Source organism: Citrobacter sp. CK188, from assembly GCF_030333525.1.
Taxonomy (GTDB): domain Bacteria; phylum Pseudomonadota; class Gammaproteobacteria; order Enterobacterales; family Enterobacteriaceae; genus Citrobacter_B; species Citrobacter_B koseri.
Genome location: NZ_JAOWFU010000028.1, coordinates 1 through 25133, shown reverse-complemented (window position 1 = coordinate 25133; position 25133 = coordinate 1). Strand labels below are relative to the sequence as shown.

The 25133-nt window shown below is 54.4% G+C and carries 27 protein-coding genes and 1 other RNA gene; 19 read left to right on the top strand and 9 right to left on the bottom strand.

What is annotated here, in order from left to right:
• Positions 1-90 precede the first annotated feature (90 nt).
• Complete coding sequence (gene gabP / locus OGV67_RS05080; RefSeq protein ID WP_115608926.1) at positions 91-1491, top strand: GABA permease; 1401 nt, start codon at positions 91-93, stop codon at positions 1489-1491.
• A 56-nt stretch (positions 1492-1547) separates the two neighbouring features.
• Positions 1548-2240: a DNA-binding transcriptional regulator CsiR gene (csiR, locus tag OGV67_RS05075; RefSeq protein ID WP_012134775.1), complete on the top strand. Its 693-nt coding sequence runs from the start codon at positions 1548-1550 to the stop codon at positions 2238-2240.
• Between the two features lie 6 nt (positions 2241-2246).
• Here the strand turns inward: csiR and lysM are convergent, their stop codons facing one another.
• The gene (lysM, locus tag OGV67_RS05070) at positions 2247-2696 is read right to left on the bottom strand and encodes a peptidoglycan-binding protein LysM (RefSeq protein WP_012134776.1); all 450 of its coding nucleotides are present in this window, start codon (positions 2694-2696) and stop codon (positions 2247-2249) included.
• Between the two features lie 190 nt (positions 2697-2886).
• Here lysM and OGV67_RS05065 point away from each other — a divergent pair, with 190 nt between their 5' ends.
• Positions 2887-3414: a rhodanese family protein gene (locus tag OGV67_RS05065; RefSeq protein ID WP_115608925.1), complete on the top strand. Its 528-nt coding sequence runs from the start codon at positions 2887-2889 to the stop codon at positions 3412-3414.
• A gap of 107 nt (positions 3415-3521) precedes the next feature.
• On the opposite strand, the gene stpA is transcribed toward OGV67_RS05065, so the two are convergent.
• Positions 3522-3923, bottom strand: coding sequence for a DNA-binding protein StpA (stpA, locus tag OGV67_RS05060; RefSeq protein ID WP_110494886.1), 402 nt, complete (start codon positions 3921-3923; stop codon positions 3522-3524).
• Positions 3924-4430: 507 nt separating this feature from the next.
• On the opposite strand from stpA, the gene alaE reads away from it, so the two are divergent.
• Positions 4431-4880 (top strand): L-alanine exporter AlaE, encoded by a 450-nt coding sequence (alaE, locus tag OGV67_RS05055; protein WP_024130879.1) that lies wholly within the window; start codon positions 4431-4433, stop codon positions 4878-4880.
• 39 nt (positions 4881-4919) lie between these two features.
• Here the strand turns inward: alaE and OGV67_RS05050 are convergent, their stop codons facing one another.
• Positions 4920-5276, bottom strand: a complete 357-nt coding sequence (locus tag OGV67_RS05050; protein ID WP_012134782.1) for a DUF2002 family protein — start codon at positions 5274-5276, stop codon at positions 4920-4922.
• Positions 5277-5438: 162 nt separating this feature from the next.
• Between OGV67_RS05050 and OGV67_RS05045 the strand changes: the two genes are divergently transcribed.
• On the top strand, positions 5439-5765 hold the full coding sequence (locus OGV67_RS05045) for an ElaB/YgaM/YqjD family protein (protein ID WP_024130880.1): 327 nt from the start codon (positions 5439-5441) through the stop codon (positions 5763-5765).
• Positions 5766-5798: 33 nt separating this feature from the next.
• On the opposite strand, the gene pdxR is transcribed toward OGV67_RS05045, so the two are convergent.
• Positions 5799-7151: a MocR-like pyridoxine biosynthesis transcription factor PdxR gene (gene pdxR, locus OGV67_RS05040; protein WP_115614492.1), complete on the bottom strand. Its 1353-nt coding sequence runs from the start codon at positions 7149-7151 to the stop codon at positions 5799-5801.
• Between the two features lie 103 nt (positions 7152-7254).
• On the opposite strand from pdxR, the gene OGV67_RS05035 reads away from it, so the two are divergent.
• The 14 genes from OGV67_RS05035 to emrB all read left to right on the top strand — a co-directional run bounded on the left by OGV67_RS05035 (position 7255) and on the right by emrB (position 21527).
• Complete coding sequence (locus tag OGV67_RS05035; protein WP_115614491.1) at positions 7255-7686, top strand: carboxymuconolactone decarboxylase family protein; 432 nt, start codon at positions 7255-7257, stop codon at positions 7684-7686.
• 262 nt (positions 7687-7948) lie between these two features.
• Complete coding sequence (gene nrdH, locus OGV67_RS05030; protein ID WP_024130882.1) at positions 7949-8194, top strand: glutaredoxin-like protein NrdH; 246 nt, start codon at positions 7949-7951, stop codon at positions 8192-8194.
• Positions 8191-8601: a class Ib ribonucleoside-diphosphate reductase assembly flavoprotein NrdI gene (nrdI, locus tag OGV67_RS05025; protein ID WP_012134787.1), complete on the top strand. Its 411-nt coding sequence runs from the start codon at positions 8191-8193 to the stop codon at positions 8599-8601. Before nrdH ends, nrdI begins: the two co-directional genes overlap by 4 nt.
• Positions 8574-10718 (top strand): class 1b ribonucleoside-diphosphate reductase subunit alpha, encoded by a 2145-nt coding sequence (gene nrdE, locus OGV67_RS05020; protein ID WP_110493910.1) that lies wholly within the window; start codon positions 8574-8576, stop codon positions 10716-10718. The genes nrdI and nrdE overlap by 28 nt, the downstream gene beginning before the upstream one ends.
• A gap of 10 nt (positions 10719-10728) precedes the next feature.
• Complete coding sequence (nrdF, locus tag OGV67_RS05015; protein ID WP_012134789.1) at positions 10729-11688, top strand: class 1b ribonucleoside-diphosphate reductase subunit beta; 960 nt, start codon at positions 10729-10731, stop codon at positions 11686-11688.
• A 354-nt stretch (positions 11689-12042) separates the two neighbouring features.
• Positions 12043-13245 carry a glycine betaine/L-proline ABC transporter ATP-binding protein ProV gene (gene proV, locus OGV67_RS05010; RefSeq protein WP_012134791.1) on the top strand — a complete coding sequence of 401 codons (1203 nt, stop codon included), beginning with the start codon at positions 12043-12045 and terminating at the stop codon, positions 13243-13245.
• On the top strand, positions 13238-14302 hold the full coding sequence (proW, locus tag OGV67_RS05005; protein WP_047461746.1) for a glycine betaine/L-proline ABC transporter permease ProW: 1065 nt from the start codon (positions 13238-13240) through the stop codon (positions 14300-14302). Before proV ends, proW begins: the two co-directional genes overlap by 8 nt.
• Positions 14303-14491: 189 nt before the next feature.
• Entirely contained in the window at positions 14492-15487 is a 996-nt protein-coding gene (gene proX, locus OGV67_RS05000; RefSeq protein ID WP_012134793.1) for a glycine betaine/L-proline ABC transporter substrate-binding protein ProX, read from the top strand.
• 191 nt (positions 15488-15678) lie between these two features.
• Positions 15679-16863, top strand: coding sequence for an MFS transporter (locus tag OGV67_RS04995; protein ID WP_012134794.1), 1185 nt, complete (start codon positions 15679-15681; stop codon positions 16861-16863).
• A gap of 124 nt (positions 16864-16987) precedes the next feature.
• Positions 16988-17725, top strand: a complete 738-nt coding sequence (locus OGV67_RS04990) for an AzlC family ABC transporter permease (RefSeq protein WP_012134795.1) — start codon at positions 16988-16990, stop codon at positions 17723-17725.
• Positions 17715-18050: an L-valine transporter subunit YgaH gene (gene ygaH, locus OGV67_RS04985; protein ID WP_047461737.1), complete on the top strand. Its 336-nt coding sequence runs from the start codon at positions 17715-17717 to the stop codon at positions 18048-18050. Before OGV67_RS04990 ends, ygaH begins: the two co-directional genes overlap by 11 nt.
• A 90-nt stretch (positions 18051-18140) precedes the next feature.
• On the top strand, positions 18141-18671 hold the full coding sequence (mprA, locus tag OGV67_RS04980; protein ID WP_012134797.1) for a transcriptional repressor MprA: 531 nt from the start codon (positions 18141-18143) through the stop codon (positions 18669-18671).
• A 128-nt stretch (positions 18672-18799) separates the two neighbouring features.
• On the top strand, positions 18800-19972 hold the full coding sequence (emrA, locus tag OGV67_RS04975; RefSeq protein ID WP_024130884.1) for a multidrug efflux MFS transporter periplasmic adaptor subunit EmrA: 1173 nt from the start codon (positions 18800-18802) through the stop codon (positions 19970-19972).
• A gap of 16 nt (positions 19973-19988) precedes the next feature.
• On the top strand, positions 19989-21527 hold the full coding sequence (emrB, locus tag OGV67_RS04970; RefSeq protein WP_115614489.1) for a multidrug efflux MFS transporter permease subunit EmrB: 1539 nt from the start codon (positions 19989-19991) through the stop codon (positions 21525-21527).
• A gap of 124 nt (positions 21528-21651) precedes the next feature.
• Here the strand turns inward: emrB and luxS are convergent, their stop codons facing one another.
• The 5 genes from luxS to OGV67_RS04945 form a co-directional block, all read right to left on the bottom strand.
• Complete coding sequence (luxS, locus tag OGV67_RS04965) at positions 21652-22167, bottom strand: S-ribosylhomocysteine lyase (protein WP_012134800.1); 516 nt, start codon at positions 22165-22167, stop codon at positions 21652-21654.
• Between the two features lie 149 nt (positions 22168-22316).
• A complete protein-coding gene (gshA, locus tag OGV67_RS04960; protein ID WP_012134801.1) occupies positions 22317-23873 on the bottom strand; it encodes a glutamate--cysteine ligase in 1557 nt (518 codons plus the stop codon).
• A gap of 73 nt (positions 23874-23946) precedes the next feature.
• Positions 23947-24375, bottom strand: coding sequence for a YqaA family protein (locus tag OGV67_RS04955; protein WP_012134802.1), 429 nt, complete (start codon positions 24373-24375; stop codon positions 23947-23949).
• Positions 24372-24938, bottom strand: coding sequence for a fructose-1-phosphate/6-phosphogluconate phosphatase (gene yqaB, locus OGV67_RS04950; RefSeq protein ID WP_012134803.1), 567 nt, complete (start codon positions 24936-24938; stop codon positions 24372-24374). The genes OGV67_RS04955 and yqaB overlap by 4 nt, the downstream gene beginning before the upstream one ends.
• Positions 24939-25056: 118 nt before the next feature.
• Positions 25057-25133: non-coding RNA, RtT sRNA (locus tag OGV67_RS04945), on the bottom strand; the annotation flags it as partial.

Genomic DNA, 25133 nt, shown 5'->3' with positions numbered 1-25133 from the left:
GCAATGTTGTGATGCCCGGTGGCGCTCCGCTTACCGGGCCTACGCATCAAGAGCAGCCAACAGCTTCAATAACAATAACGGGGTAAGAAGATGGGGCAATTGTCAGAATCACATGCTTTAGGTGGCGGACTGAAATCCCGCCACGTCACCATGCTGTCTATCGCCGGCGTCATTGGCGCCAGTCTGTTTGTCGGTTCCAGCGTCGCGATTGCGCAAGCCGGGCCTGCGGTACTGCTGGCTTACCTGTTTGCCGGGTTGCTGGTCGTTATGATTATGCGAATGCTGGCCGAAATGGCCGTCGCCACGCCGGATACCGGCTCTTTCTCAACCTATGCGGATAAAGCCATCGGCCCCTGGGCGGGCTACACCATCGGCTGGCTGTACTGGTGGTTCTGGGTGCTGGTTATCCCGCTGGAGGCCAATATTGCCGCCATCATCCTGCATTCATGGATACCGGGCGTCCCCATCTGGCTGTTCTCTCTGGCGATCACCATCGCATTAACCGGCAGTAATTTGCTGAGCGTCAAAAATTACGGCGAGTTCGAATTCTGGCTGGCGCTGTGCAAAGTGATTGCCATTCTGGCGTTTATCGCGCTGGGCGCGGCGGCAATTAGCGGCTTTTATCCCTACGCAGACGTGAGCGGCGTTTCACGCCTGTGGGATCACGGCGGCTTTATGCCCAATGGCTTCGGCGCGGTACTGAGCGCGATGCTGATCACCATGTTCTCGTTTATGGGCGCAGAGATTGTCACGATTGCCGCCGCCGAGTCCGACACGCCGGATAAGCATATCGTGCGCGCCACCAACTCGGTGATCTGGCGTATTTCAATCTTCTACCTGTGCTCTATTTTCGTGGTGGTCGCGCTCATCCCGTGGAACATGCCGGGACTCAAAGACGTTGGTTCTTACCGTTCGGTACTGGAATTGCTGCATATTCCTTATGCCAAAGCGATCATGGACTGCGTGATTTTATTGTCAGTCACCAGTTGCCTGAATTCCGCGCTGTATACGGCGTCGAGAATGCTCTACTCCCTCAGCCGTCGTGGCGATGCGCCCGCCGTTATGGGCAAACTCAACCGCAGCAGGACGCCGTATGTGGCGGTGCTGTTATCCACGGGGGCGGCATTTCTCACGGTGGTGGTAAATTATTACGCCCCGGCGAAAGTGTTTAAATTCCTGATCGACAGCTCCGGCGCGATCGCCCTGCTCGTCTACCTGGTGATTGCGGTTTCCCAGCTCAGAATGCGGAAAATCCTGCTGGCGGAAGGGAGCGAAATTAAGCTGAAAATGTGGCTCTATCCGTGGCTGACCTGGCTGGTTATCGCTTTTATCTGCTTTGTGCTGGTGGTGATGCTATTCCGACCGGCGCAACAGCTGGAGGTGATTTCTACCGGGCTGTTAGGACTGGGGATCATTTGCACCGTGCCGATTATGTCCCGCTGGAAAAAACTGGTATTGTGGCAAAAAACGCCGTTGCAAAATACGCGTTAGACCTGTGTCCCGGCGCGCGCCGGGATATCAGCCCAATGCTATTCAGGAGTTGTACCATGACCGCCTCTGCCCAACCGACGGCCATAGATGGATACCGATGGCTCAAAAACGATATTATTCGCGGCGTTTATCAGCCCGATGAGAAGCTGCGCATGAGTCTGTTAACATCACGCTATGAGTTAGGCGTGGGGCCGTTGCGGGAAGCGCTTTCTCAACTGGTGGCGGAACGGCTGGTCACGGTGGTGAACCAGAAAGGCTATCGCGTGGCGTCAATGTCGGAGCAGGAATTGCTCGATATTTTCGATGCCCGCGCCAATATGGAAGCCATGCTGGTGCAACTGGCTATTGCGCGTGGCGGCGATGAGTGGGAAGCCGATATTCTCGCCAGGGCGCATATGCTCAACAAACTGGAATCGAGCGATGCCAGCGAACGTATGCTGGACGAGTGGGATCAGCGCCATCAGGCATTTCATACGGCTATTGTTGCCGGTTGCGGCTCACATTATCTGCTGCAAATGCGCGAGCGACTTTTCGATCTGGCGGCACGCTACCGTTTTATCTGGCTGCGCAAAACGGTTCTGTCCGTTGAAATGCTCGAAGATAAACATATTCAGCATCGGGCGCTTATGGAGGCTATTCTGGCGCGCGATGCCGCACGCGCCAGCGAATTAATGCGCCAGCATTTACTGACGCCAATTCCGATTATTCAACAGGCGATGGCCGGTAAACTTCAGCAGGAACAGAGCTGAGTCCGGTTACTCTTCCGGGATACGTAAAACCTGCCCGGGATATATTTTATCCGGGCTTTTCAGCATCGGCTTATTCGCTTCAAAGATTTTGTTGTACAGATTGGCATTACCGTAAACCTGTTTTGAAATAGCGCTCAACGTGTCGCCTGATTTCACCGTATAAAATTGACTCTCCGCCGCAGGCGCTGACGTTTTAACCTGATCTTCCACACTGCCGATCCCGGAAATATTCCCGATCGCAATGAGGATTTTTTCTTTCGCTTCCTGACTTAAACCGTCGCCTGTTACCGTCGCTTTACCGTCCGTCACCTGCACATTGACTTTATCGGCGTCAGGAATACCGGTTTTGTTTAAGTGTTCCTGCACCTTTTTCGCCAGATCATCTTTATCATGATTTCCGGTTACGGCATCCCAGAGCTTTTCACCCGCATCTTTCACAAAATTGAAGAGACCCATATTTACCTCGGTTGTACACAATAGACACCCAGAGAGTGTAGCAGAGGGAAGCGGCTTAACAGGGAAACGGCATGACATATTGCTGGCGCAAACTGTAAGGCGAACAAGACATTCCTCATTTACACCCTTTACGCTGCCAGGAAGCTGATTTACGCTGCTAAATACACCGTATTGTCCACCAGGAGAAACCATGACAACCGGGACGATTTCCCCGCGCGAAGCACAGGCGCTGATAGTACAAGGGGCAACGCTGATTGATATCCGTGACGCCGATGAATACATGCGCGAACATATTCCCGACGCGCAGCTGGCGCCGCTCTCCACGCTTGAGCACGGCGCTTTTCCGGCGGCGTTACGGGCTGAACGCATCATCTTTCACTGTCAGTCCGGCAGGCGTACCAGCGGCAATGCCGCAGCGCTCCAGGCGGTCGCCGCCCCCGCAGAAGTCTGGCTGCTGGAGGGGGGAATCGAAGGCTGGAAAGCTGCGGGCCTGCCCGTGGCGGAAGATAAGTCTCAGCCGCTGCCGCTGATGCGTCAGGTGCAAATTGCCGCCGGAGGACTGGTTCTACTGGGCGTTGCGCTGGGTTACACCGTCAGTAGCGGTTTCTTCCTGATCAGCGGCTTTGTTGGCGCCGGGTTAATGCTGGCGGGATTCACGGGTTTCTGCGGCATGGCGCGACTGCTCGAAAAGATGCCCTGGAACCGGCGAACACATTAAGCGGTAGCGCCAGAATCGCCGCAGTCACCGGCGGGCCGGGTGGTTTGTACTGACCAGGTTGATATCAGCCGGATAAGCACCGTCTCATCCGGCAAAATACCGCGAAATTAGATCAGAAAATCATCCAGAGATTTCCCCACCGCCAGCGCCTGGGCAATCGGCTTAGGCGTGCGCCCCTGACCGGTCCATGTTTTCGTCTCACCATCAAAATCGGTAAAACGATATTTCGCCGGGCGCGGCTGACGTTTTTTACCTGAACGCGGCGTTGCCGCCCCCATATTTAATAAGTCTTCTGGCTTGATGCCGTCGGCTTTCATCATCTCCAGAAAGGTATTAATCTTTTCTTGCTGTTCAGCGCGCAGACGCTGTTGCTCTTCTTCTTCTTCGCGTCTTTCTTTAGTGACAACCCTGAATTTTTCGAGCATTTCTTCAAGAACGTCAATGGAGAATTCGCGGGCCATTGCGCGCAGTGTACGGATATTATTTAAATTCTGTAACATCAAAGTCATAACAATAAAACCTTTTAACGCAGGGGAAAACAAGTATTACGCCAGAAAGTATATTCGATTATTGATTATATTTCCAGAGAGTGGGATATACAGTAATATCCGGCCTGCACACCGCCGCTTATATTTATTCGCCTTCGCCGTTATATATCAGCCAGAATAACGCACGCCTGCAAAATTAAAAAAGCGGCCCCTCCCCGGCGTACACAACAGCAGCCGTCGATGCCCTTTCGCTCCCGCCTCGCTTGCGCAAAATGCCGAAAAAAACAATAAAAGTTAAGCCATTGATTCGGAAAACATTAGTCACGGCGGACAACGAAAATCCCGAAACGAACAAAAAACAGACACCGGCAGAGTATTTTATCGACAAAAAGGCAATAAATAAAAATTTTACACTAGTTGCTAGTTATTATATAGAGATATACGCTATGCATTAGCGAAAGCACTATGCTAAATCACTACAACCACACGTTCAATGGCGATTTTTACCCTTTTACAAGGAGCATTAACATGTTCTCACCGCAGTCACGCTTGCGTCATGCAGTCGCAGACACGTTCGCGATGGTTGTTTATTGTTCTGTCGTGAACATGTTGATCGAGATATTCCTCTCTGGAATGACCTTTGAACAGTCGCTGTCTTCCCGTCTGGTCGCCATTCCGGTCAATATTCTGATCGCGTGGCCCTATGGAATGTATCGTGATGCGATTATGCGCGTCGCGCGTAAGGCGAGCCCGGCGAGTTGGGTGAAGAATCTGGCGGATGTACTGGCTTACGTCACCTTCCAGTCTCCGGTTTATGTCGCGATTTTGTTGACGGTCGGCGCAGACTGGCACCAGATTACAGCGGCAGTCAGTTCGAATATCGTGATATCCATGCTGATGGGCGCGGTTTACGGCTACTTCCTTGATTATTGCCGCCGCCTGTTCAAAGTCAGCAGCTACCACCAGGCCAAAGCCTGAGATCCGCTTTCTTCGCGACTGGCAAGGCCAGTCGCTTCGTTAGTTTGAATTTGGTTTTGCTTCGCCAAACAGTCCATGCAAATAGCGCTCAAGCGCAATCCGTGAACTAAAGCCGTGCGGTATGCCGTAATGTTCGTGAATTTCTCCGCCTAAATAAAGCGGGAACTGATGATAATGATCGCAGGTTTTAATTTCCGAAGCGGGTTCTGCCAGTGAAGAACTGCGTTCTTTTAGCGTCGGATGAATCACTAATGCGGTACGCCCCATACGCGCTTCACGATTAACGTACACATAATTTTCGCCACGTCGATAACCGTATGCTTTCTGTGTTACCACATCTACGGTAAAACCCACTTTTTCAAGTACGCGCGCCACCTCATCGGGTCGTAAATACATATTTTATCCTCGTTATCCTTTACTGCGGGCTTACCTTACCCGATCCAGCATTAGCAACGCTTTCAGAAAAATCCATAAACTCGCGAATATACCGTGACGCGCCTCAGAAGATAAAAAATATGGACTACACTGAAGTTCACATCGAAATCAATGGAGGATCATATGTTTAACCGACCGAGCCGAAAAGACGCCGATGAAAATGTTCAGGATATTCAGAACGATGTCAGTCAATTAGCCGATACCCTTGAAGACGTGCTGAAATCATGGGGAAGCGATGCCAAAGATGAAGCGGAAACCGCGCGGCGCAAAGCGCAGGCATTGCTGAAAGAAACCCGTGCCCGTATGCATGGCCGCACGCGAGTAGAACAGGCGGCGCGTGATGCCGTGGGATGCGCGGATACCTTTGTGCGAGAAAAACCCTGGTGCAGCATGGGGACAGCCGCCGCTGTCGGCATCGTTGTCGGGGCGCTGTTAAGTTTACGCCGTTAACGGGGAATCTTGCCGGATGCGACGCAAAGCGTCTTATCCGGCCGACGGCGTGTCGGTTATGGCTTCCCGAAGCTGACGTGCGACCTGTTTTGCCATTTCCGCTGAAGTGATGTTGGTAAACGACAGCAGCAGTCCTCCCCTTCCTTCTGACTGAAGCCGCCAGCGGCTCAATGCCTGCACCGCTAATCCGGCCTGATTGGCTTTCGCCGTCAGCAACCGGTCATCAGCATCCACCGCAACAACCAGCTGAATACCGCCTTCCTGTGGGACAACGGCGAATCCCTGCTCACGCAGCGCCTCTTCCATCCAAAGCCGTCGCCTGGCGTAATGCTGGCGCATCTTTTTCAAATGCCGCCAGAAATGACCATCGCGGATAAAATCCGCCAGCGTCTGCTGCCACAACACCGGCACGCTACAGGCCATCAGCCCCGCCAGTTGACGAAAACGCGCCGCCTGATTAAGCGGAACCACCAGCCATGCGGTACGCAGCGCCGGAAACAGCGACTTGCTGAACGTTCCGGCATAGATCACCCGCTGCGGCGCATCGAGGCTTTTCAGCGGCGGAAGCGGCTTGCCGTGGTAACGAAATTCACTGTCATAATCGTCTTCGATAATCCATGCCTGCGCGCTCGCCGCCCATTCAAGTAACTGGCGGCGACGGGTTAAAGAGAGCGCCACGCCGAGCGGGCTTTGGTGGGCCGGCGTTAACAACACAAAACGCGCCTGCGGGTAATCGTGAATGCCTGCCGCCACATTCAGTCCATGATCATCGACCGGAACCGGCATCAGCCCGACATTTTCCTGGGCAATCACCGGGCGAATAAGGGGAAACCCGGGATCTTCAACCCACATGCCTTCTCCAGGTTTCGCCAGCGCGCGCAGGATAAGGGTCATTGAGGACGCATAGCCGGAAGTGATAAACACCTGTTCCGGCAGGCATTCAATACTGCGCGACACCCGCAGATAATCGACAATGGCCTCGCGCAAAATCGCTTCGCCGCAGACGTCGCCCAACGCGAGATCAAAACGGGTCTGCGTACGCAGGCGACGCCCCATCACCCGCGCCCAAATCTCACGCGGGAAAAGATCCAGCGCAGGCAATCCCATTTGAAATGGATCGGGCGTCTGGCTTTCTCCGGCGAAAACGGCAGGCGTAGCGACCGTTTTTTCTGGACGTACATGCCCGCTGACAAACGTACCGGCCTGCCCGCGCCGCTCCAGCCAGCCTTGCGCCACCAGCTCGCCGTACGCGTTTTCGACCGTCGAGCGTGAAACGCCTAACTCTTGCGACCAGGTCCGGCTGGACGGCAAACGCGCCCCGGCCTTGAGTTCGCCATGCTCAATGGCGTTTTTTAACTGACGGGCGATTTGCTGGTAGCGTGGCACAGGTGAACGATCCTTTATGGTCTGCTTTTTTCATAAAAATATGGCTCTCTTTAGCAGTCCATTATAGTGCTACATTGCTGACGTCTAAACGAGGAGAAGTATGATGACGACATTACGTCAGCCCTATTATGAACTTAGCCCTGAAGTCTATAGTGCGCTGGGCCAGGCCAAAAAAGCGTTGGAAAACAGCGAGCTGGACACCACGCTGATGGAACTGATTTATCTGCGTATCTCACAGATCAACGGTTGCGCATTTTGTCTGGAGATGCACAGCAAAGCCCTGCGTAAATCCGGCGTGGCGCAAAGCAAACTGGATGCGCTGGCCGGGTGGCGGGTAAGCCATCACTTCAGCGAACAGGAGCGTGCGGCGCTGGCCTGGGCGGAATCCGTCACGGATATCGCAAGAACGCATGCCGAAGATGACGCGTATCTGCCGCTACTCGAAAGTTTCAGCGCCCGTGAAATCAGCGATCTGACCTTCGCTATCAGTCTGATGAACTGCTTCAACCGACTGGCCGTTGGGATGCGGATGTAAACCCGCTATTGCCGGATGGCGGCGTAAACGCCTTATCCGGCCTACACCGTAGGCCCGATTAGCGTAAGCGCCATCGGGCGACGTTTAACCATACCCCCCCATTCCCGCTGAGCTAATCAGCAGAAGCAAATTAATCGATATTTCCCATATCTTGTGTGGTTGAAACTTTATTCATCTACATCTAGTATTCTCTCTATCAAGACACACACAACCCGACGCATATCATCGCGCCGTTCTCTCATTTTAAATGGAAATACGAATCATGCGCATTACTATTTACACTCGTAACGACTGTGTTCAGTGCCACGCCACCAAACGGGCGATGGAAAGCCGTGGATTTGACTTTGAGATGGTGAACGTCGATCTGGTTCCCGACGCGGCAGACACCCTGCGGGAAAAAGGTTTTCGCCAGCTGCCTGTGGTCATCGCGGGCGATACCAGTTGGTCAGGCTTCCGCCCGGATATGATCAACCGTCTGCATCCTGATGCGCGCGTGGCCAGCGCATGAGCCAACTCGTCTACTTTTCCAGCAGCTCCGAAAATACGCACCGCTTTATGCAGCGTCTGGGGCTGCCCGCTATTCGCATTCCGCTTAATGAACGCGAGCGAATCAGGGTAGACGAACCTTACATTCTGGTCGTCCCCTCTTACGGCGGCGGCGGTACGGCAGGCGCGGTTCCACGACAGGTGATCCGCTTTTTAAATGATGAACATAACCGGGCGTTAATTCGCGGCGTGATCGCCTCCGGCAACCGTAACTTTGGCGAGGCTTACGGTCGCGCTGGCGAGGTCATTTCACAAAAATGCGGCGTCCCCTGGCTGTACCGCTTTGAACTGATGGGAACGCAAAGCGACATCGACAACGTCCGAAAAGGAGTGAGCGAATTTTGGCAACGACAACCGCAGAACGTGTGAAGCAAGAAACGATGGATTATCACGCGCTGAATGCCATGCTGAATCTGTACGATAAAGCAGGCCATATTCAGTTCGATAAGGATCGGCAGGCGGTGGAGGTGTTCTTTGCCACCCATGTCCGCCCCAATTCCGTCTCCTTTGCCAGCCAGGACGAGCGCCTGGAGTATCTGCTTCGCGAAGGCTATTACGACGAAAGCGTTTTAACCCGCTACGATCGCGCTTTCGTGGTGAAGCTGTTTGCTCACGCCCACGCCAGCGGTTTTCGCTTCCAGACGTTCCTTGGCGCGTGGAAATATTACACCAGCTATACGCTGAAAACGTTCGACGGCAAACGCTACCTTGAAGACTTTGAAGACCGGGTGACAATGGTGGCGCTGACGCTGGCGCAGGGCAATGAAGCGCTGGCGATGCAGCTTACCGATGAAATCCTCTCCGGGCGCTTTCAGCCGGCCACGCCGACCTTCTTAAACTGCGGCAAACAACAGCGCGGCGAGCTGGTCTCCTGCTTCCTGTTACGCATTGAAGACAATATGGAGTCCATTGGTCGGGCGGTTAACTCGGCGCTACAGCTTTCCAAGCGCGGCGGCGGCGTGGCGTTTTTGCTCTCGAATCTTCGTGAAGCGGGCGCGCCGATCAAGCGTATTGAGAACCAGTCCTCAGGCGTGATCCCGGTAATGAAGATGCTGGAAGACGCCTTTTCTTACGCCAATCAGTTAGGGGCGCGTCAGGGGGCGGGCGCCGTGTATCTGCATGCGCACCACCCGGATATCCTGCGTTTTCTCGACACGAAACGCGAAAACGCCGATGAAAAGATCCGCATTAAAACGCTGTCGCTGGGCGTGGTGATCCCGGACGTAACGTTCCGTCTGGCGAAAGAAAACGCGCAGATGGCGCTGTTCTCGCCTTACGATGTCGAACGCATTTACGGCAAACCGTTCGGAGATATCGCCATTAGCGAACGGTACGATGAGCTGCTCGCCGACGAACGCGTACGCAAGCAGTACATCAATGCGCGCGAATTTTTCCAGCGGCTCGCGGAAATCCAGTTTGAGTCAGGCTATCCCTACATCATGTACGAGGATACGGTAAACCGCGCGAATCCGATTGCCGGTCGCATCAACATGAGCAACCTGTGCTCGGAGATTTTGCAGGTCAACAGCGCCTCCACCTATGATGAAAATCTGGATTACGCGCAGACCGGGCATGATATCTCCTGCAACCTCGGTTCGCTGAACATCGCCCATACGATGGACTCCCCGAATTTTGGCCGCACGGTGGAAACGGCGATTCGCGGCCTGACGGCGGTGTCGGATATGAGCCATATCCGCAGCGTACCGTCAATTGAAGCCGGAAACGCCGCATCACACGCGATTGGCCTGGGGCAGATGAACCTGCACGGTTATCTGGCGCGAGAAGGCATTGCCTACGGCAGCCCGGAGGCGCTGGATTTCACCAACCTCTATTTCTACACCGTGACCTGGCACGCGCTGAATACCTCAATGATGATGGCGCGTGAACGCGGTAAAACCTTCGCCGGATTCAAACAATCGCGCTATGCCAGCGGCGAGTATTTCGAACAATATTTGCAGGGCGACTGGCAGCCGAAAACCGACACGGTTCGTGCGCTCTTTGCCCGTAGCGGCATTACGCTTCCGGGCCGCGAAATGTGGGCGCGGCTGCGGGATGAGGTGATGCGCTACGGCATCTATAACCAGAATTTACAGGCGGTGCCGCCGACCGGTTCCATTTCCTATATCAACCACGCGACGTCAAGCATTCACCCGATCGTGTCGAAGATAGAGATCCGCAAAGAAGGAAAAACCGGACGCGTTTACTACCCGGCCCCGTTTATGACCAATGAGAACCTGGACATGTACCAGGACGCCTATGAAATCGGCCCGGAAAAAATCATTGATACCTATGCCGAAGCCACACGCCACGTTGATCAGGGACTGTCGCTGACGCTGTTCTTCCCGGATACCGCGACAACCCGCGATATCAACAAAGCCCAGATTTACGCGTGGCGAAAAGGGATCAAAACGCTGTATTACATCCGTCTGCGTCAGCTGGCGCTGGAAGGTACTGAAATAGAAGGCTGCGTATCATGCGCGCTATAAGGAGAGCAGGATGAAACTATCACGCGTGAGCGCCATCAACTGGAACAAGATTCAGGATGATAAAGACCTGGAAGTGTGGAACCGCCTGACCAGCAACTTCTGGCTGCCGGAAAAGGTGCCGCTTTCCAATGATATCCCCGCCTGGCAGACACTGAGCGCCGCCGAGCAGCAGCTTACCATCCGCGTGTTTACCGGATTAACGCTGCTCGACACCATTCAGAATATCGCCGGGGCCCCTGCGTTGATGCAGGACGCGCTGACGCCGCATGAAGAGGCGGTGCTGTCAAACATCAGCTTTATGGAAGCGGTACATGCCCGTTCGTACAGCTCGATTTTCTCTACGCTTTGCCAGACGAAAGACGTAGACGCGGCCTATGCCTGGAGTGAGGAAAATGCGCCGCTGCAACGCAAGGCGCAGATTATCCTGCAACATTACACCGCCGACAATCCGCTGAAAAAGAAAATCGCCAGCGTATTCCTGGAATCTTTCCTGTTCTATTCCGGCTTCTGGCTGCCAATGTATTTTTCCAGCCGGGGCAAGCTGACCAACACCGCCGACCTGATTCGTCTGATTATTCGTGACGAAGCGGTACATGGTTATTACATCGGCTATAAATACCAAAAAGGGCTGGAGAAACTGTCGGAATCCGAACGCGACGAATTGAAGCATTTCGCCCTTGATTTGCTGATGGAGCTGTATGACAACGAGTCTCGCTATACGGAAGAACTGTATGCCGAAACCGGTTGGGTGGCAGACGTTAACGCCTTTCTCTGTTACAACGCCAATAAAGCGTTGATGAACCTGGGCTACGAAGCGTTATTCCCCGCAGAAATGGCGGAGGTCAATCCTGCCATACTTGCTGCGCTTTCACCGAATGCGGATGAAAACCATGATTTCTTCTCCGGTTCAGGCTCCTCCTATGTGATGGGAAAAGCCATCGAAACCGAAGACGAAGACTGGAATTTTTGACGGCGATTATCGCGGTAAATATCGATCACACTTCCGCGATAATATTTTAACGGGATCACGTTTTTATCACACAATTATTTCTGTGTGATCTACACTCAATATCTGCCACATTATTCGCCTGAATTTCAGCAATTCAGGCGCGTTTTCGGTGGTCGTTACAAAAAATATCGCTCTCCCCCCACTCCACCTCAGCCCTTATATCATGGGAAATCCCGGCAAATGGCCTCCGGCAATATTTGTGTCTGAGGAAAATTCAGGGTTGTCTCAGATTCTCAGTATGTTAGGGTAGAAAAAGGTGACTATTTCTATCAGGTATCGTATCGACATAATAAATAACAGGAATCTTTCTATTGCATGGCAATTAAATTAGAAGTTAAGAATCTCTATAAGATATTTGGTGAGCATCCGCAGCGAGCTTTCAAATATATTGAAAAAGGACTTTCGAAAGAGCAAATTCTGGATAAAACAGGGCTATCGCTTGGCGTTAAAGACGCCAGTCTGGCCATTGAAGAAGGCGAGATTTTTGTCATCATGGGATTATCCGGTTCGGGTAAATCCACAATGGTACGCCTTCTCAATCGCCTGATTGAACCCACCCGCGGGCAAGTGCTGATCGACGGCGTTGATATTGCAAAAATATCTGACGCCGAGCTTCGCGAGGTGCGCAGAAAGAAAATTGCGATGGTTTTCCAGTCATTTGCATTAATGCCGCACATGACCGTACTGGATAATACGGCATTCGGCATGGAATTAGCCGGCGTTGCCGCTGAAGAGCGCCGTGAAAAAGCGCTGGATGCCTTACGCCAGGTGGGGCTGGAGAATTATGCGCACGGCTACCCGGATGAACTCTCCGGCGGTATGCGCCAGCGTGTCGGTCTGGCCCGCGCATTAGCGATCAACCCTGACATTCTGTTAATGGATGAGGCCTTCTCGGCGCTCGATCCCTTAATTCGTACCGAGATGCAGGATGAGCTGGTAAAACTACAGGCAAAACATCAGCGTACCGTCGTTTTTATTTCCCACGATCTCGATGAAGCGATGCGTATTGGCGATCGTATTGCCATTATGCAAAACGGCGAAGTCGTTCAGGTGGGAACGCCAGATGAAATTCTGAATAACCCGGCGAATGATTATGTCCGCACCTTCTTCCGTGGGGTCGATATTAGCCAGGTGTTCAGCGCCAAAGATATTGCCCGCCGCAGCCCGGTGGGATTAATTCGTAAAACGCCAGGTTTTGGTCCGCGTTCCGCACTGAAATTATTGCAGGATGAAGACCGTGAATTTGGTTATGTGATTGAACGCGGTAATAAGTTTGTCGGCATTGTTTCCATCGACTCATTAAAAGCGGCATTAAGCCAGGCGCAAGGTATTGAAGCAGCGCTTATTGACGAGTCACTGGCGGTGGATGCGCAAACACCTCTTAGCGAGTTGCTCTCTCATGTTGGCCAGGCGCCTTGTGCGGTGCCGGTTGTCGACGAGGAACAACAGTATGTCGGCATTATTTCAAAACGCATGCTGCTACAGGCTTTAGATCGCGAGGGGGCAAACAATGGCTGAACAAACTAATCCGTGGGATACCGCGCCAGCGGCGGATAGCGCCGCGCAATCCGCCGACGCCTGGGGAACGCCTTCGGGCGCGCCTGCCGATGGCGGCGGCGCAGACTGGCTGACCAGCGCGCCTGCGCCTGCGCCAGAACATTTTAATATTATGGACCCGTTCCATAAGACGCTGATCCCGCTGGACAGCTGGGTCACTGAAGGGATCGACTGGGTCGTTACGCATTTCCGCCCCGTTTTCCAGGGCATCCGTGTACCGGTGGATTACATTCTCAATGGCTTCCAGCAGCTGTTGCTGGGTATGCCAGCTCCGGTGGCGATTATCATTTTCGCACTGATCGCCTGGCAGATCTCCGGCCTGGGGATGGGGGCCGCCACGCTGGTGTCCCTGATTGCCATCGGCGCGATTGGCGCCTGGTCACAGGCGATGATTACCCTGGCGCTGGTGCTGACCGCCCTGCTGTTCTGCGTGGTCATCGGTTTGCCACTGGGGATATGGCTGGCGCGCAGTCCGCGTGCGGCGAAAATTGTCCGCCCGCTGCTGGATGCGATGCAAACAACGCCTGCGTTCGTCTATCTGGTGCCGATCGTGATGCTGTTCGGTATCGGTAACGTGCCGGGGGTGGTAGTGACCATTATCTTTGCCCTGCCGCCGATTGTGCGTCTGACCATTCTGGGGATTAACCAGGTTCCGGCGGATTTGATCGAAGCCTCACGCTCATTTGGCGCCAGTCCGCGTCAGATGCTGTTTAAAGTACAGCTACCGCTGGCCATGCCCACCATTATGGCGGGTGTTAACCAGACGCTCATGCTTGCCCTCTCCATGGTAGTGATCGCCTCTATGATTGCCGTCGGCGGGCTTGGTCAGATGGTGCTGCGTGGCATTGGCCGCCTCGACATGGGGCTGGCGACCGTCGGCGGGGTCGGTATTGTGATCCTCGCTATCATTCTGGACCGCCTGACCCAGGCCGTTGGTCGCGACTCGCGCAGCCGTGGCAACCGCCGCTGGTATACCACCGGTCCCGTTGGGCTTATCACTCGCCCTTTCGTTAAGTAATTCACCCGTTGCCCGGTGGCGCATTGCTTACCGGGTCTACAATTCATTAGCTTACACAAAATCGTTCAAGTTGCATCGCGGCGGCAAACGAATGTATCCCCAGGAGCGTACACGCAGTACGTGACCGGGGTGCATGAGTGCAGCTAACAAAGAGGCAGCTTGGAAGATGAAGTGTAATAAGGAACAACGATGCGACATAACATTCTATTTGCCACAGCGTTTGCCACCCTTGTCTCTACCAGCGCATTCGCTGCCGACCTGCCGGGCAAAGGCGTTACCGTACAGCCGGTGCAGAGCACCATCACCGAAGAAACCTTCCAGACGCTGCTGGTCAGCCGCGCGCTGGAGAAACTGGGTTATACCGTCAATAAGCCAAGCGAAGTTGATTACAACGTCGGTTACACCTCCATTGCCTCTGGCGATGCAACTTTTACCGCCGTGAACTGGCAGCCGCTGCATGATGATATGTACGCCGCTGCGGGCGGAGACAAAAAGTTCTATCGCGAGGGGGTATTCGTGACGGGCGCCGCGCAGGGTTATCTGATCGACAAGAAAACCGCTGAGCAGTACAAGATCACTAACCTCGCCCAGTTAAAAGACCCGAAAATCGCCAAAATCTTTGACACCAACGGCGACGGCAAAGCTGACATGATGGGTTGTTCGCCAGGCTGGGGTTGTGAAGCGGTGATTAACCACCAGAACAAAGCGTTCGATCTGGAAAAAACCGTCGACGTCAGCCACGGTAACTATGCCGCGATGATGGCCGACACCATCACCCGCTTCAAAGAAGGCAAGCCGATTCTGTACTACACCTGGACGCCGTACTGGGTGAGCGACGTGATGAAGCCGGGTAAAGATGTTGTCTGGTTACAGGTGCCGTTCTCTTCCCTGCCGGGCGAGCAGAAAGACATTGATACTAAACTGCCGAACGGCGCGAACTATGGCTTCCCGGTGAACACCATGCACATTGTCGCCAACAAAGCCTGGGCAGAGAAAAACCCGGCGGCGGCGAAGCTGTTCGCCATCATGAAGGTGCCGCTGGCGGATATCAACGCGCAGAACGCGATGATGCATGAAGGCAAATCGTCCGAGGCTGATGTTCAGGGTCACGTTGACGGCTGGATCAAAGCCCACCAGCAGCAGTTTGACGGCTGGGTAAAAGAAGCGCTGGCCGCGCAGAAATAACCTACTCGTCGGCCTTAAAGCTGCGCGCCATCAGGCGCAGTAACCACACCAATGCCGGATGGTGGCGCGATGCGCCTTATCCGGCCTATACGCCCTCCCCCAACCGCACAATCCATCACTCAACAAACCACTCACATTCATAAACATCCGCTATGATTGATACCCCAGGAAATCATATCTGACTCAAAATAATGACTAAATCCACTCACGGGCTTAGCCCGGCGCTGATTGTTTTAATGTCCGTGGCAACCGGTCTGGCCGTCGCCAGTAACTATTACGCCCAGCCGCTGCTCGATACCATCGCGAACAATTTCTCGCTTTCCGCCAGCTCGGCGGGCTTTATCGTTACCGCCGCTCAGTTGGGCTATGCCGCCGGATTGCTCTTTCTGGTGCCGCTGGGCGATATGTTCGAGCGCCGGACGCTCATCGTCTCCATGACGCTGCTGGCCGCAGGCGGCATGCTGATTACCGCCAGCAGCCAGTCGCTCGGTATGATGATTCTCGGCACGGCGCTCACCGGGCTGTTCTCCGTCGTGGCGCAAATCCTGGTGCCGCTGGCGGCGACGCTCGCCACGCCGGATAAGCGCGGCAAAGTGGTCGGCACCATCATGAGCGGCCTGCTGCTGGGGATTTTACTGGCGCGTACCGTTGCCGGATTGCTGGCGAATCTTGGCGGCTGGCGCACCGTCTTCTGGGTCGCTTCTGTGCTGATGGCGCTGATGGCCGTCGCGCTGTGGCGCGGTTTACCAAAGGTGAAATCAGAAACGCATCTTAACTATCCGCAGCTATTGGGTTCCGTGTTCAGCCTGTTTATCCACGACGGCCTCCTGCGCACCCGCGCGTTGTTAGGCTGCCTGACGTTCGCCAACTTCAGCATTCTCTGGACATCAATGGCCTTTTTACTGGCCGCGCCGCCGTTTAACTATTCCGAAGGAATGATTGGGCTGTTTGGTCTGGCGGGAGCCGCTGGCGCGCTGGGCGCTCGTCCGGCGGGCGGTTTTGCCGATAAAGGGAAGTCTCATCTCACCACGACTTTCGGCCTGCTGTTGCTGTTGCTCTCCTGGCTGGCTATCTGGTACGGACACAGCTCGGTGCTGGCGCTGATTATTGGCATCCTGGTGCTGGATCTCACCGTGCAGGGCGTACACATCACCAATCAGACGGTGATTTACCGCGTCCACCCGGATGCGCGTAACCGGCTCACCGCCGGGTATATGACCAGCTACTTTATCGGCGGCGCCGCCGGTTCGTTGATTTCGGCATCGGCCTGGCAGCATGCCGGCTGGGCCGGCGTTTGTCTGGCCGGTACCACCGTCGCCGCGCTCAATCTACTGGTCTGGTGGCGAGGTTTTCACCGACAAGAAGCCGCAAATTAAGCAGATGGCAAGCGTTTACCTTTGATTGAGCTCCCCAGGGTGTTAAGGCGTCCCCCACTCTGTTAAGGTTATATGATTCATTTATGCTGGTTATTTTAACATCGGTGACGAATCAGATAATCTTATGGAAAGCCCTGCACCCCAGTCTGAGCCCCGTCCGGCAACATTAACGGAAGGATTCAAAGACAGTTTACCGATAGTCATAAGTTATATTCCGGTGGCGTTTGCGTTTGGCCTTAACGCCACCCGTCTGGGCTTTACTCCCCTCGAAAGCGTTTTTTTCTCCTGCATTATTTACGCAGGCGCCAGCCAGTTCGTCATCACCACCATGCTCGCGGCGGGCAGCACATTATGGGTCGCCGCGCTGACCGTGATGGCGATGGACGTACGCCATGTGCTGTACGGCCCTTCCCTGCGTAGTCGCATCAGCCAACGGCTCAGTAAACCTAAAACCGCCCTGTGGGCATTTGGCCTCACCGATGAAGTGTTTGCTGCCGCCACGGCCAAACTGGTACGGGATAACCGCCGCTGGAGTGAAAACTGGATGATCGGCATCGCGTTCTGCTCCTGGGCTTCCTGGGTGCTCGGCACGGTCATTGGCGCATTTTCCGGGAGCGGATTGCTGAAAGGCTTCCCCGCCGTTGAGGCGGCATTAGGTTTTATGCTGCCAGCCCTGTTTATGAGCTTTTTGCTCGCCTCTTTTCAACGCAAACAAACGCTGTGCGTCACGGCGGCGTTAATCGGCGCGCTGGCAGGCGTCACGCTGTTTTCCATTCCTGCGGCTATCCTGGCGGGTATCGCCAGCGGGTGTCTGACCGCCTTGATCCAGTCGTTCTGGCAAGGAGCGCCCGATGAGTTATGAGGTTTTGCTGCTGGGGCTGCTGGTTGGCTGCGCCAATTATTGTTTTCGTTATTTACCGCTTCGTCTGCGAATGGGAAACACCCGTCCCGCCAGGCGCGGGGCAACGGGCGTGTTGCTCGACACCATTGGCATCGCGTCCATCTGCGCCCTGCTGGTGGTGTCTACGGCTCCCGAAGTGATGCACGACGCCAGCCGGTTCATTCCGACGCTGGTCGGGTTTGCCGTCCTGGGCGTCAGTTTCTACAAGACGCGCAGCATCATCATCCCAACGCTACTGAGCGCTCTGGGCTATGGACTCGCCTGGAAGATAGGGGTCATTTTATAACCCAAAAGAATCATTTTAAATTAATAATACATTTACTTTATTTGTCACTGTCGTTACTATATCGGCTGAAATTAATGAGGTCATGCCCAAATGGATAGTTCGTTTACGCCCATTGAACAAATGCTAAAATTTCGCGCCAGCCGCCACGAAGAGTTTCCTTACCAGGAGATCCTTCTGACCCGCCTTTGCATGCATATGCAAGGCAAACTGCTGGAAAACCGCAATAAGATGCTGAAAGCTCAAGGGATTAACGAGACGTTGTTTATGGCGTTGATTACGCTGGAGTCTCAGGAAAACCACAGTATTCAGCCATCTGAACTGAGTTGCGCGCTGGGCTCGTCCCGTACCAACGCAACACGTATCGCAGATGAGTTAGAGAAACGCGGCTGGATCGAACGTCGTGAAAGCGATAACGACCGTCGCTGCCTGCATCTGCAACTGACTGAGAAAGGTCACGCGTTTTTGCGCGAGGTGTTACCGCCTCAGCATCACTGCCTGCACCAGCTATGGTCCTCTCTCAGCACCGCCGAAAAAGATCAACTTGAGCACATCACTCGTAAGCTCCTGACGCGTCTCGATCAGATGGATCAGGATGGCGCCGTTCTTGAGGCGCTACGCTAACGCGTCGACACGCTCAATCATCCAGATTTATAAAAGAAAAAACTGACAGGCCAGCACGTCATACTGCTGGCCTTTCTGACAAAAACGTCGGCCCAGCCGATATGAAAAATAAGATCGTGGAGAACAACATGAGCGCAAATGCGGAGACTCAAACCCCGCAGCAACCGGTTAAGAAGAATGGCAAACGTAAAAGCGCGCTAATCCTTTTAACCTTGCTCTTTATCGCAATTGCCGTGGCATATGGGATTTATTGGTTTTTAGTACTGCGTCATATCGAAGAAACGGATGATGCGTACGTGGCAGGGAACCAGGTTCAAATCATGGCGCAGGTATCAGGCAGCGTGACGAAAGTCTGGGCTGATAACACTGACTTTGTAAAACAGGGCGACGTGCTGGTCACGCTCGACCAGACGGATGCCAGACAGGCATTCGAAAAAGCGAAAACGGCGCTGGCCTCCAGCGTTCGCCAGACGCACCAGTTGATGATCAATAGCAAGCAGCTCCAGGCCAGCATTGAAGTGCAGAAAACCGCACTGGCGCAGGCACAAAGCGACTTTAATCGTCGCGTGCCGCTGGGCAATGCGAACCTGATCGGTCGCGAAGAGCTGCAACACGCGCGTGATGCCGTCGCCAGCGCGCAGGCGCAGCTGGATGTGGCAATTCAGCAATATAACGCAAACCAGGCGATGATCCTCGGCAGCAAGCTGGAAGATCAGCCTGCCGTGCAACAGGCGGCCACGGAAGTGCGCAACGCCTGGCTGGCGCTGGAACGTACCAAAATCGTCAGCCCGATGACCGGCTACGTCTCCCGCCGCGCCGTACAGCCTGGCGCGCAGATTAGCCCGACCACGCCGCTGATGGCGGTCGTGCCTGCCACCAACCTGTGGGTGGACGCGAACTTCAAAGAGACGCAGCTCGCCCATATGCGTATCGGCCAACCGGCAACGGTCATCAGCGATATTTACGGCGATGACGTGAAATACACCGGTAAGGTTGTCGGCCTGGATATGGGGACAGGCAGCGCCTTCTCCCTGCTTCCGGCGCAAAACGCTACCGGCAACTGGATCAAGGTCGTGCAGCGCTTGCCTGTACGTATTGAACTGGATGCGCAGCAACTGGCGCAGCATCCGCTGCGTATCGGCTTATCAACCCTCGTCACCGTGGATACGTCGAACCGCGACGGACAGGTGCTGGCAAGCCAGGTTCGTAGTACCCCGGTTTCTGAGAGTAACGCACGAGAAATTAATCTCGCTCCGGTCAATAAGCTGATCGAAGAGATTGTGCAGGCCAACGCGGGATAATCCTGAGGTGCGTGTAATGCAACAGCAAAAACCGCTGGAAGGCGCGCAGCTGGTCATTATGACGATTGCGCTGTCGCTGGCGACATTCATGCAGGTGCTGGACTCCACCATTGCTAACGTGGCGATCCCCACCATCGCCGGGAACCTTGGCTCATCGTTGAGCCAGGGGACATGGGTTATCACCTCATTCGGGGTGGCGAACGCGATCTCCATCCCGATTACCGGCTGGCTGGCGAAACGCGTCGGGGAAGTGAAGCTGTTCATGTGGTCAACCGTCGCCTTTGCCATTGCGTCATGGGCGTGCGGGGTCTCCAACAGTCTGAACATGCTGATCTTCTTCCGCGTGATTCAGGGTGTCGTCGCAGGGCCGTTAATCCCGCTCTCACAGAGCCTGTTGCTGAATAACTATCCTCCCGCAAAACGTTCTATCGCGCTGGCGCTATGGTCGATGACGGTGATTGTCGCGCCGATCTGCGGCCCGATACTGGGCGGCTACATCAGCGATAACTATCACTGGGGCTGGATTTTCTTCATCAACGTGCCGATTGGGGTTGCGGTCGTGCTGATGACGCTGCAAACCCTGCGCGGTCGCGAGACCCGCACCGAGCAGCGACGTATCGACGCTATCGGCCTGGCGCTGCTGGTGATTGGTATCGGCAGTCTACAGATCATGCTTGACCGCGGGAAAGAGCTGGACTGGTTCGCCTCGCAAGAGATTATCATCCTGACCGTGGTCGCCGTCATTGCCATCAGTTTCCTGATTGTCTGGGAGCTGACCGACGATAACCCAATCGTTGACCTCTCCTTGTTCAAGTCGCGTAACTTTACGATTGGCTGTTTGTGTATCAGTCTCGCCTATATGCTCTATTTCGGCGCGATTGTGTTGTTACCGCAGCTGTTGCAGGAGGTATACGGCTATACCGCGACGTGGGCCGGCCTGGCCTCAGCGCCGGTCGGGGTAATCCCGGTGATCCTGTCGCCGATTATCGGACGTTTCGCCCACAAGCTGGATATGCGCAGGCTGGTCACGTTCAGCTTTATCATGTATGCCGTCTGCTTTTACTGGCGTGCGTGGACGTTTGAACCGGGTATGGATTTCGGCGCATCGGCCTGGCCGCAGTTTATTCAGGGCTTCGCCGTAGCCTGCTTCTTTATGCCGCTCACCACCATCACGCTCTCCGGCTTGCCGCCTGAGCGTCTGGCGGCGGCGTCGAGTCTGTCTAACTTTACGCGAACGCTGGCGGGGTCAATTGGTACATCAATCACCACCACCATGTGGACCAACCGTGAAGCGATGCACCATTCGCAATTGACCGAGTCGGTGAATCCGTACAACCCCAATGCCCAGGCGATGTACGATCAGCTACAGGGGCTGGGGATGACGCAGCAGCAGGCGTCAGGCTGGATCGCCCAGCAGATTACCAATCAGGGGCTGATTATTTCCGCCAATGAGATCTTCTGGATGTCGGCCGGGATCTTCCTCGTGCTGCTTGGGCTGGTCTGGTTCGCCAAACCACCTTTCGGCGCGGGCGGCGGCGGTGGAGGCGCGCATTAATAAAAAAGCCAGTTCATGATGAACTGGCTTTTTTTTTGCCGGATGGCGGCTGCGCCTTATCCGGCCTACAGAACGCGCACATTGTAGGCCCGGTAAGCATCGCGCCACCGGGCATTGCATTCGACTAGATATGCAGTTCCTGCAATTTATCTTTCGGCAGGGCCAGCTCTTCGTTGCTGTTGATGCGAACGTCGTGTTCCAGAATATGACGTGCAATATCCTGCGCTTCGCTCAGAGAGTGCATCTGATACGTACCGCACTGATAAACATTCAGCTCCGGGATCTGATTCTGCTCCTTCACTTTCAGCACGTCAGCCATCGCGGCTTTCCAGGCGTCTGCCACACGTTGTTCGTCAGGCGTACCGATCAGGCTCATGTAGAAACCGGTACGGCAGCCCATCGGGGAGATATCGATAATCTCAACGCCGTTGCCGTTCAGATGATTACGCATAAAGCCAGCGAACAGGTGCTCCAGCGTATGGATACCCTTCTCAGGCATCACTTCTTTATTCGGGATGCAGAAACGCAGGTCAAACACGGTAATGGTATCGCCATGCGGGGTGTTCATCGTTTTCGCGACCCGGACTGCTGGTGCTTCCATCCGGGTATGATCGACTGTGAAGCTATCTAACAACGGCATTTAGCCACCTCCGATAATATTTTTTAAAATAAACTGAACTCTTCGTTCCGGGGCGAGTCTGAGTATGTGAAAGACGCGCATTTGTTATCATCATCCCTGTTTTCAGAGATGAAATTTTGGCCACTCACGAGTGGCCTTTTTCTTTTCTGTCAGGCGTGCTTTTCCAGCCACGCATCAAACGGTTCGGTATCCGCCGCTTCAACCTCAAGCTGACGACGCGTTGACGCCTCACGCTCAGCAATGAAGTCCTCTTCACGCAAAATCTCCAGCGGTTCTTCGCGCAGCAGATTGCGATAAGCCTCGCCCAGCGCTTTGCCGGTGCCGCCAATCCCGGTATCAATCATCGATCGCAGAATACGCGCTGAGAACGTCAGTTCCGGGTTGTCGAAACAGGCAACCAGTTCATCACATACCTTCTGATAATCCTCTCCCCCGTGGATGCTGTCCAGCGTTTGCGCCACACGTTTCAGGTCGCGGAACAGATCTTTACCCACTTTCGGCAGCGGGAACTGCGCGGTTTCACAGCCAATCCCTAACGTCAGCCCCGGTTTACGCCCTTCCAGAATCACCCGATTCCAGTTCGTGCGCGTACACAGCAGCTCGTCGCTGCTCATTTCCGGCGCATCGGCCAGTACGCACCAGACCATAAACAGATCCAGGAAACGCACCTGCTGCTCGTCCACGCCAATGGGCGAGAACGGGTTAATATCCAGCGAACGCACTTCGATATATTCAATCCCGCCGCGCAGAAGCGCATCTGACGGCGTTTCTCCGCTACGCGTCACGCGTTTAGGGCGGATCGGCGCATACAGCTCGTTCTCAATCTGTAGCACGTTGCTGTTGATTTGCAGGCGTTTACCGTCCTTCTCCAGACCGATCTCCGCATACTCCGTGGACGGCGTTTTGATCGCGCGCTTCAATCCTGCCACATATTCATGCAGATCGTTAAACGTAATTCCAAGATTGCTTTGCGACTTATTGGTATAACCCAGGTCGCTCAAACGCAGCGACGTTGCATACGGCAGGTAGTACATACCGCAGTCCGTTTTTTCAAACGGCAGCGTGGTGGGTTTGCCCTGCAAGAATGAGGAACAAATAGCCGGAGAGGCGCCAAACAGATACGGAATGACCCACCCAAAACGGTAATAGTTACGGATCAGGCGGAAATAACCTGCGGAAATTTTCTCTTTCGCATCTTCCCCGTCCACGACGCCACACTTCGCCTGCCAGAATGCCATCGGCAGCGAAAAATTGTAGTGTACGCCGGAGATGGTTTGCATCAACGCGCCGTAACGGTTTTTCAACCCTTCCCGATAAAGCGTTTTCAAACGACCAATATTTGACGTACCGTACTGCGCCAGCTCAATATCCTGCCCTTCAGCAATATAGCAAGGCATACTCAGCGGCCACATCCGCTCATCACCCAAATTTCTGGCCGTATAGCGATGCAGGTCGCGCATCAATGTGAGCATATGCTGAATATCGCCGTCTACCGGGGTAATAAACTCCAGCAGGGCTTCAGCAAAATCTGTCGTGACCCATTTGTGCGTCAGCGCCGAGCCTAACGCGTCAGGATGACCCGTGGTTGCCAGCGTGCCATCAGCGTTAACACGCAGCGTTTCGCGCTCCAGCCCGCGTTGAATCCCCTTTAGTGCCTGAGGATGCCTTTCCAGCCAGGTCAGAGCCTGTGATACGTCCGGGATCAAATTGACCTCCCGCCTGTCAAAATCGTTTTAATTAGCATAATTGTAATGGTGACGGTAAATGTCTATCCCACAATTAGTGCCACCACATAATGCCCTGAACCGTAGCGGCTGCGACGATAACGTAACGCAACGCTTTGCCAAGGCATAAAAAAAAGAGCACTGGCCCCCACGAGATGCGCATCCATCCCGCTAACAGGCACAGCAAATCACCGATAACCGGCGCCCAGCTTAATAATAGTGTGACTGCACCGTAGCGCTTAAGCCAGCCAGTGGCTTTTTCCTGCCAGCGCGATGTTTTGCGCAACGGAAAAAAACGCCCAAGGATAACGTTAGTTAACCCTCCAAGGCTATTACCCATTGTTGCTGTTAAGACTAAGACCCAGGGATGACTTACCCCGGAGACTAACATGGCAACTAAAACAACTTCGGAATTACCGGGCAACAGCGTGGCGCTGAGAAAACTGCTGGCAAACAGTGACAGGAGCGACAACCCGTCACTCACAATAGTCGAACGTCCACGGCATCCATTCCCGCCGCGCGTGCTGCCTGCAAGCCGAAATCAGCATCCTCAAACACGACGCATTGCGTCGGCACAACGCCCATACGCTCCGCACACAGCAGGAACGTGTCCGGCGCGGGTTTGTGGTGCAGAACATGATCCGCAGCGACAACCGCATCAAAATAACGACGCAGCCCCAGATGGGTCAATAGCGCTTCGGCAATTGCACTTTCGCTGCCCGTTCCCACCGACAGAGGTCGACGGCCGTACCAGGCTTTGACCACCTCAACCAGCGGCAGAGGCTCTACGCTATCCAGCAACATGCTTTTCACTGCATCAGTTTTTTCTTGCGCCAGCGCATGAGGGTCAAGATCCGCGTGATTCAGTTCGATAATCGACTGCGCGATACGCCAGGTTGGAGAGCCGTTAAGCGCCACCATCGCTTGCAGATCAAAGCGAAGGCCATAGCGCCCTAATACCTCGTCCCACGCCTTACGGTGCGTCGGCTCGGTATCCAGGATGGTGCCATCCATATCAAAAATCAAACCCGCATAACGTTCGTACATCGTGTTCTCACAAACCAAATGACCAGATGTTACTTTATCGCAATTGACTGATTTTGTCGCTGACAGAGAAATGAGGATTGTTCAGGGTAGAGAGGTAATGGAGGTATTCAGGAGAAGATGGTGCATCCGGGAGGATTACTCGGCTGCGCCTCGCCCTACGGGCCGTTGCTGAAGCAACGTTATCCTCCCTGGTGC

Coding starts and splice junctions, on each gene's coding strand:
- gabP (WP_115608926.1), top strand. CDS start 91: ATGGGGCAATTGTCAGAATCACATGCTTTAGGTGGCGGACTGAAATCC.
- csiR (WP_012134775.1), top strand. CDS start 1,548: ATGACCGCCTCTGCCCAACCGACGGCCATAGATGGATACCGATGGCTC.
- lysM (WP_012134776.1), bottom strand. CDS start 2,696: ATGGGTCTCTTCAATTTTGTGAAAGATGCGGGTGAAAAGCTCTGGGAT.
- OGV67_RS05065 (WP_115608925.1), top strand. CDS start 2,887: ATGACAACCGGGACGATTTCCCCGCGCGAAGCACAGGCGCTGATAGTA.
- stpA (WP_110494886.1), bottom strand. CDS start 3,923: ATGACTTTGATGTTACAGAATTTAAATAATATCCGTACACTGCGCGCA.
- alaE (WP_024130879.1), top strand. CDS start 4,431: ATGTTCTCACCGCAGTCACGCTTGCGTCATGCAGTCGCAGACACGTTC.
- OGV67_RS05050 (WP_012134782.1), bottom strand. CDS start 5,276: ATGTATTTACGACCCGATGAGGTGGCGCGCGTACTTGAAAAAGTGGGT.
- OGV67_RS05045 (WP_024130880.1), top strand. CDS start 5,439: ATGTTTAACCGACCGAGCCGAAAAGACGCCGATGAAAATGTTCAGGAT.
- OGV67_RS05035 (WP_115614491.1), top strand. CDS start 7,255: ATGACGACATTACGTCAGCCCTATTATGAACTTAGCCCTGAAGTCTAT.
- nrdH (WP_024130882.1), top strand. CDS start 7,949: ATGCGCATTACTATTTACACTCGTAACGACTGTGTTCAGTGCCACGCC.
- nrdI (WP_012134787.1), top strand. CDS start 8,191: ATGAGCCAACTCGTCTACTTTTCCAGCAGCTCCGAAAATACGCACCGC.
- nrdF (WP_012134789.1), top strand. CDS start 10,729: ATGAAACTATCACGCGTGAGCGCCATCAACTGGAACAAGATTCAGGAT.
- proV (WP_012134791.1), top strand. CDS start 12,043: ATGGCAATTAAATTAGAAGTTAAGAATCTCTATAAGATATTTGGTGAG.
- proW (WP_047461746.1), top strand. CDS start 13,238: ATGGCTGAACAAACTAATCCGTGGGATACCGCGCCAGCGGCGGATAGC.
- proX (WP_012134793.1), top strand. CDS start 14,492: ATGCGACATAACATTCTATTTGCCACAGCGTTTGCCACCCTTGTCTCT.
- OGV67_RS04995 (WP_012134794.1), top strand. CDS start 15,679: ATGACTAAATCCACTCACGGGCTTAGCCCGGCGCTGATTGTTTTAATG.
- OGV67_RS04990 (WP_012134795.1), top strand. CDS start 16,988: ATGGAAAGCCCTGCACCCCAGTCTGAGCCCCGTCCGGCAACATTAACG.
- ygaH (WP_047461737.1), top strand. CDS start 17,715: ATGAGTTATGAGGTTTTGCTGCTGGGGCTGCTGGTTGGCTGCGCCAAT.
- mprA (WP_012134797.1), top strand. CDS start 18,141: ATGGATAGTTCGTTTACGCCCATTGAACAAATGCTAAAATTTCGCGCC.
- emrA (WP_024130884.1), top strand. CDS start 18,800: ATGAGCGCAAATGCGGAGACTCAAACCCCGCAGCAACCGGTTAAGAAG.
- emrB (WP_115614489.1), top strand. CDS start 19,989: ATGCAACAGCAAAAACCGCTGGAAGGCGCGCAGCTGGTCATTATGACG.
- luxS (WP_012134800.1), bottom strand. CDS start 22,167: ATGCCGTTGTTAGATAGCTTCACAGTCGATCATACCCGGATGGAAGCA.
- yqaB (WP_012134803.1), bottom strand. CDS start 24,938: ATGTACGAACGTTATGCGGGTTTGATTTTTGATATGGATGGCACCATC.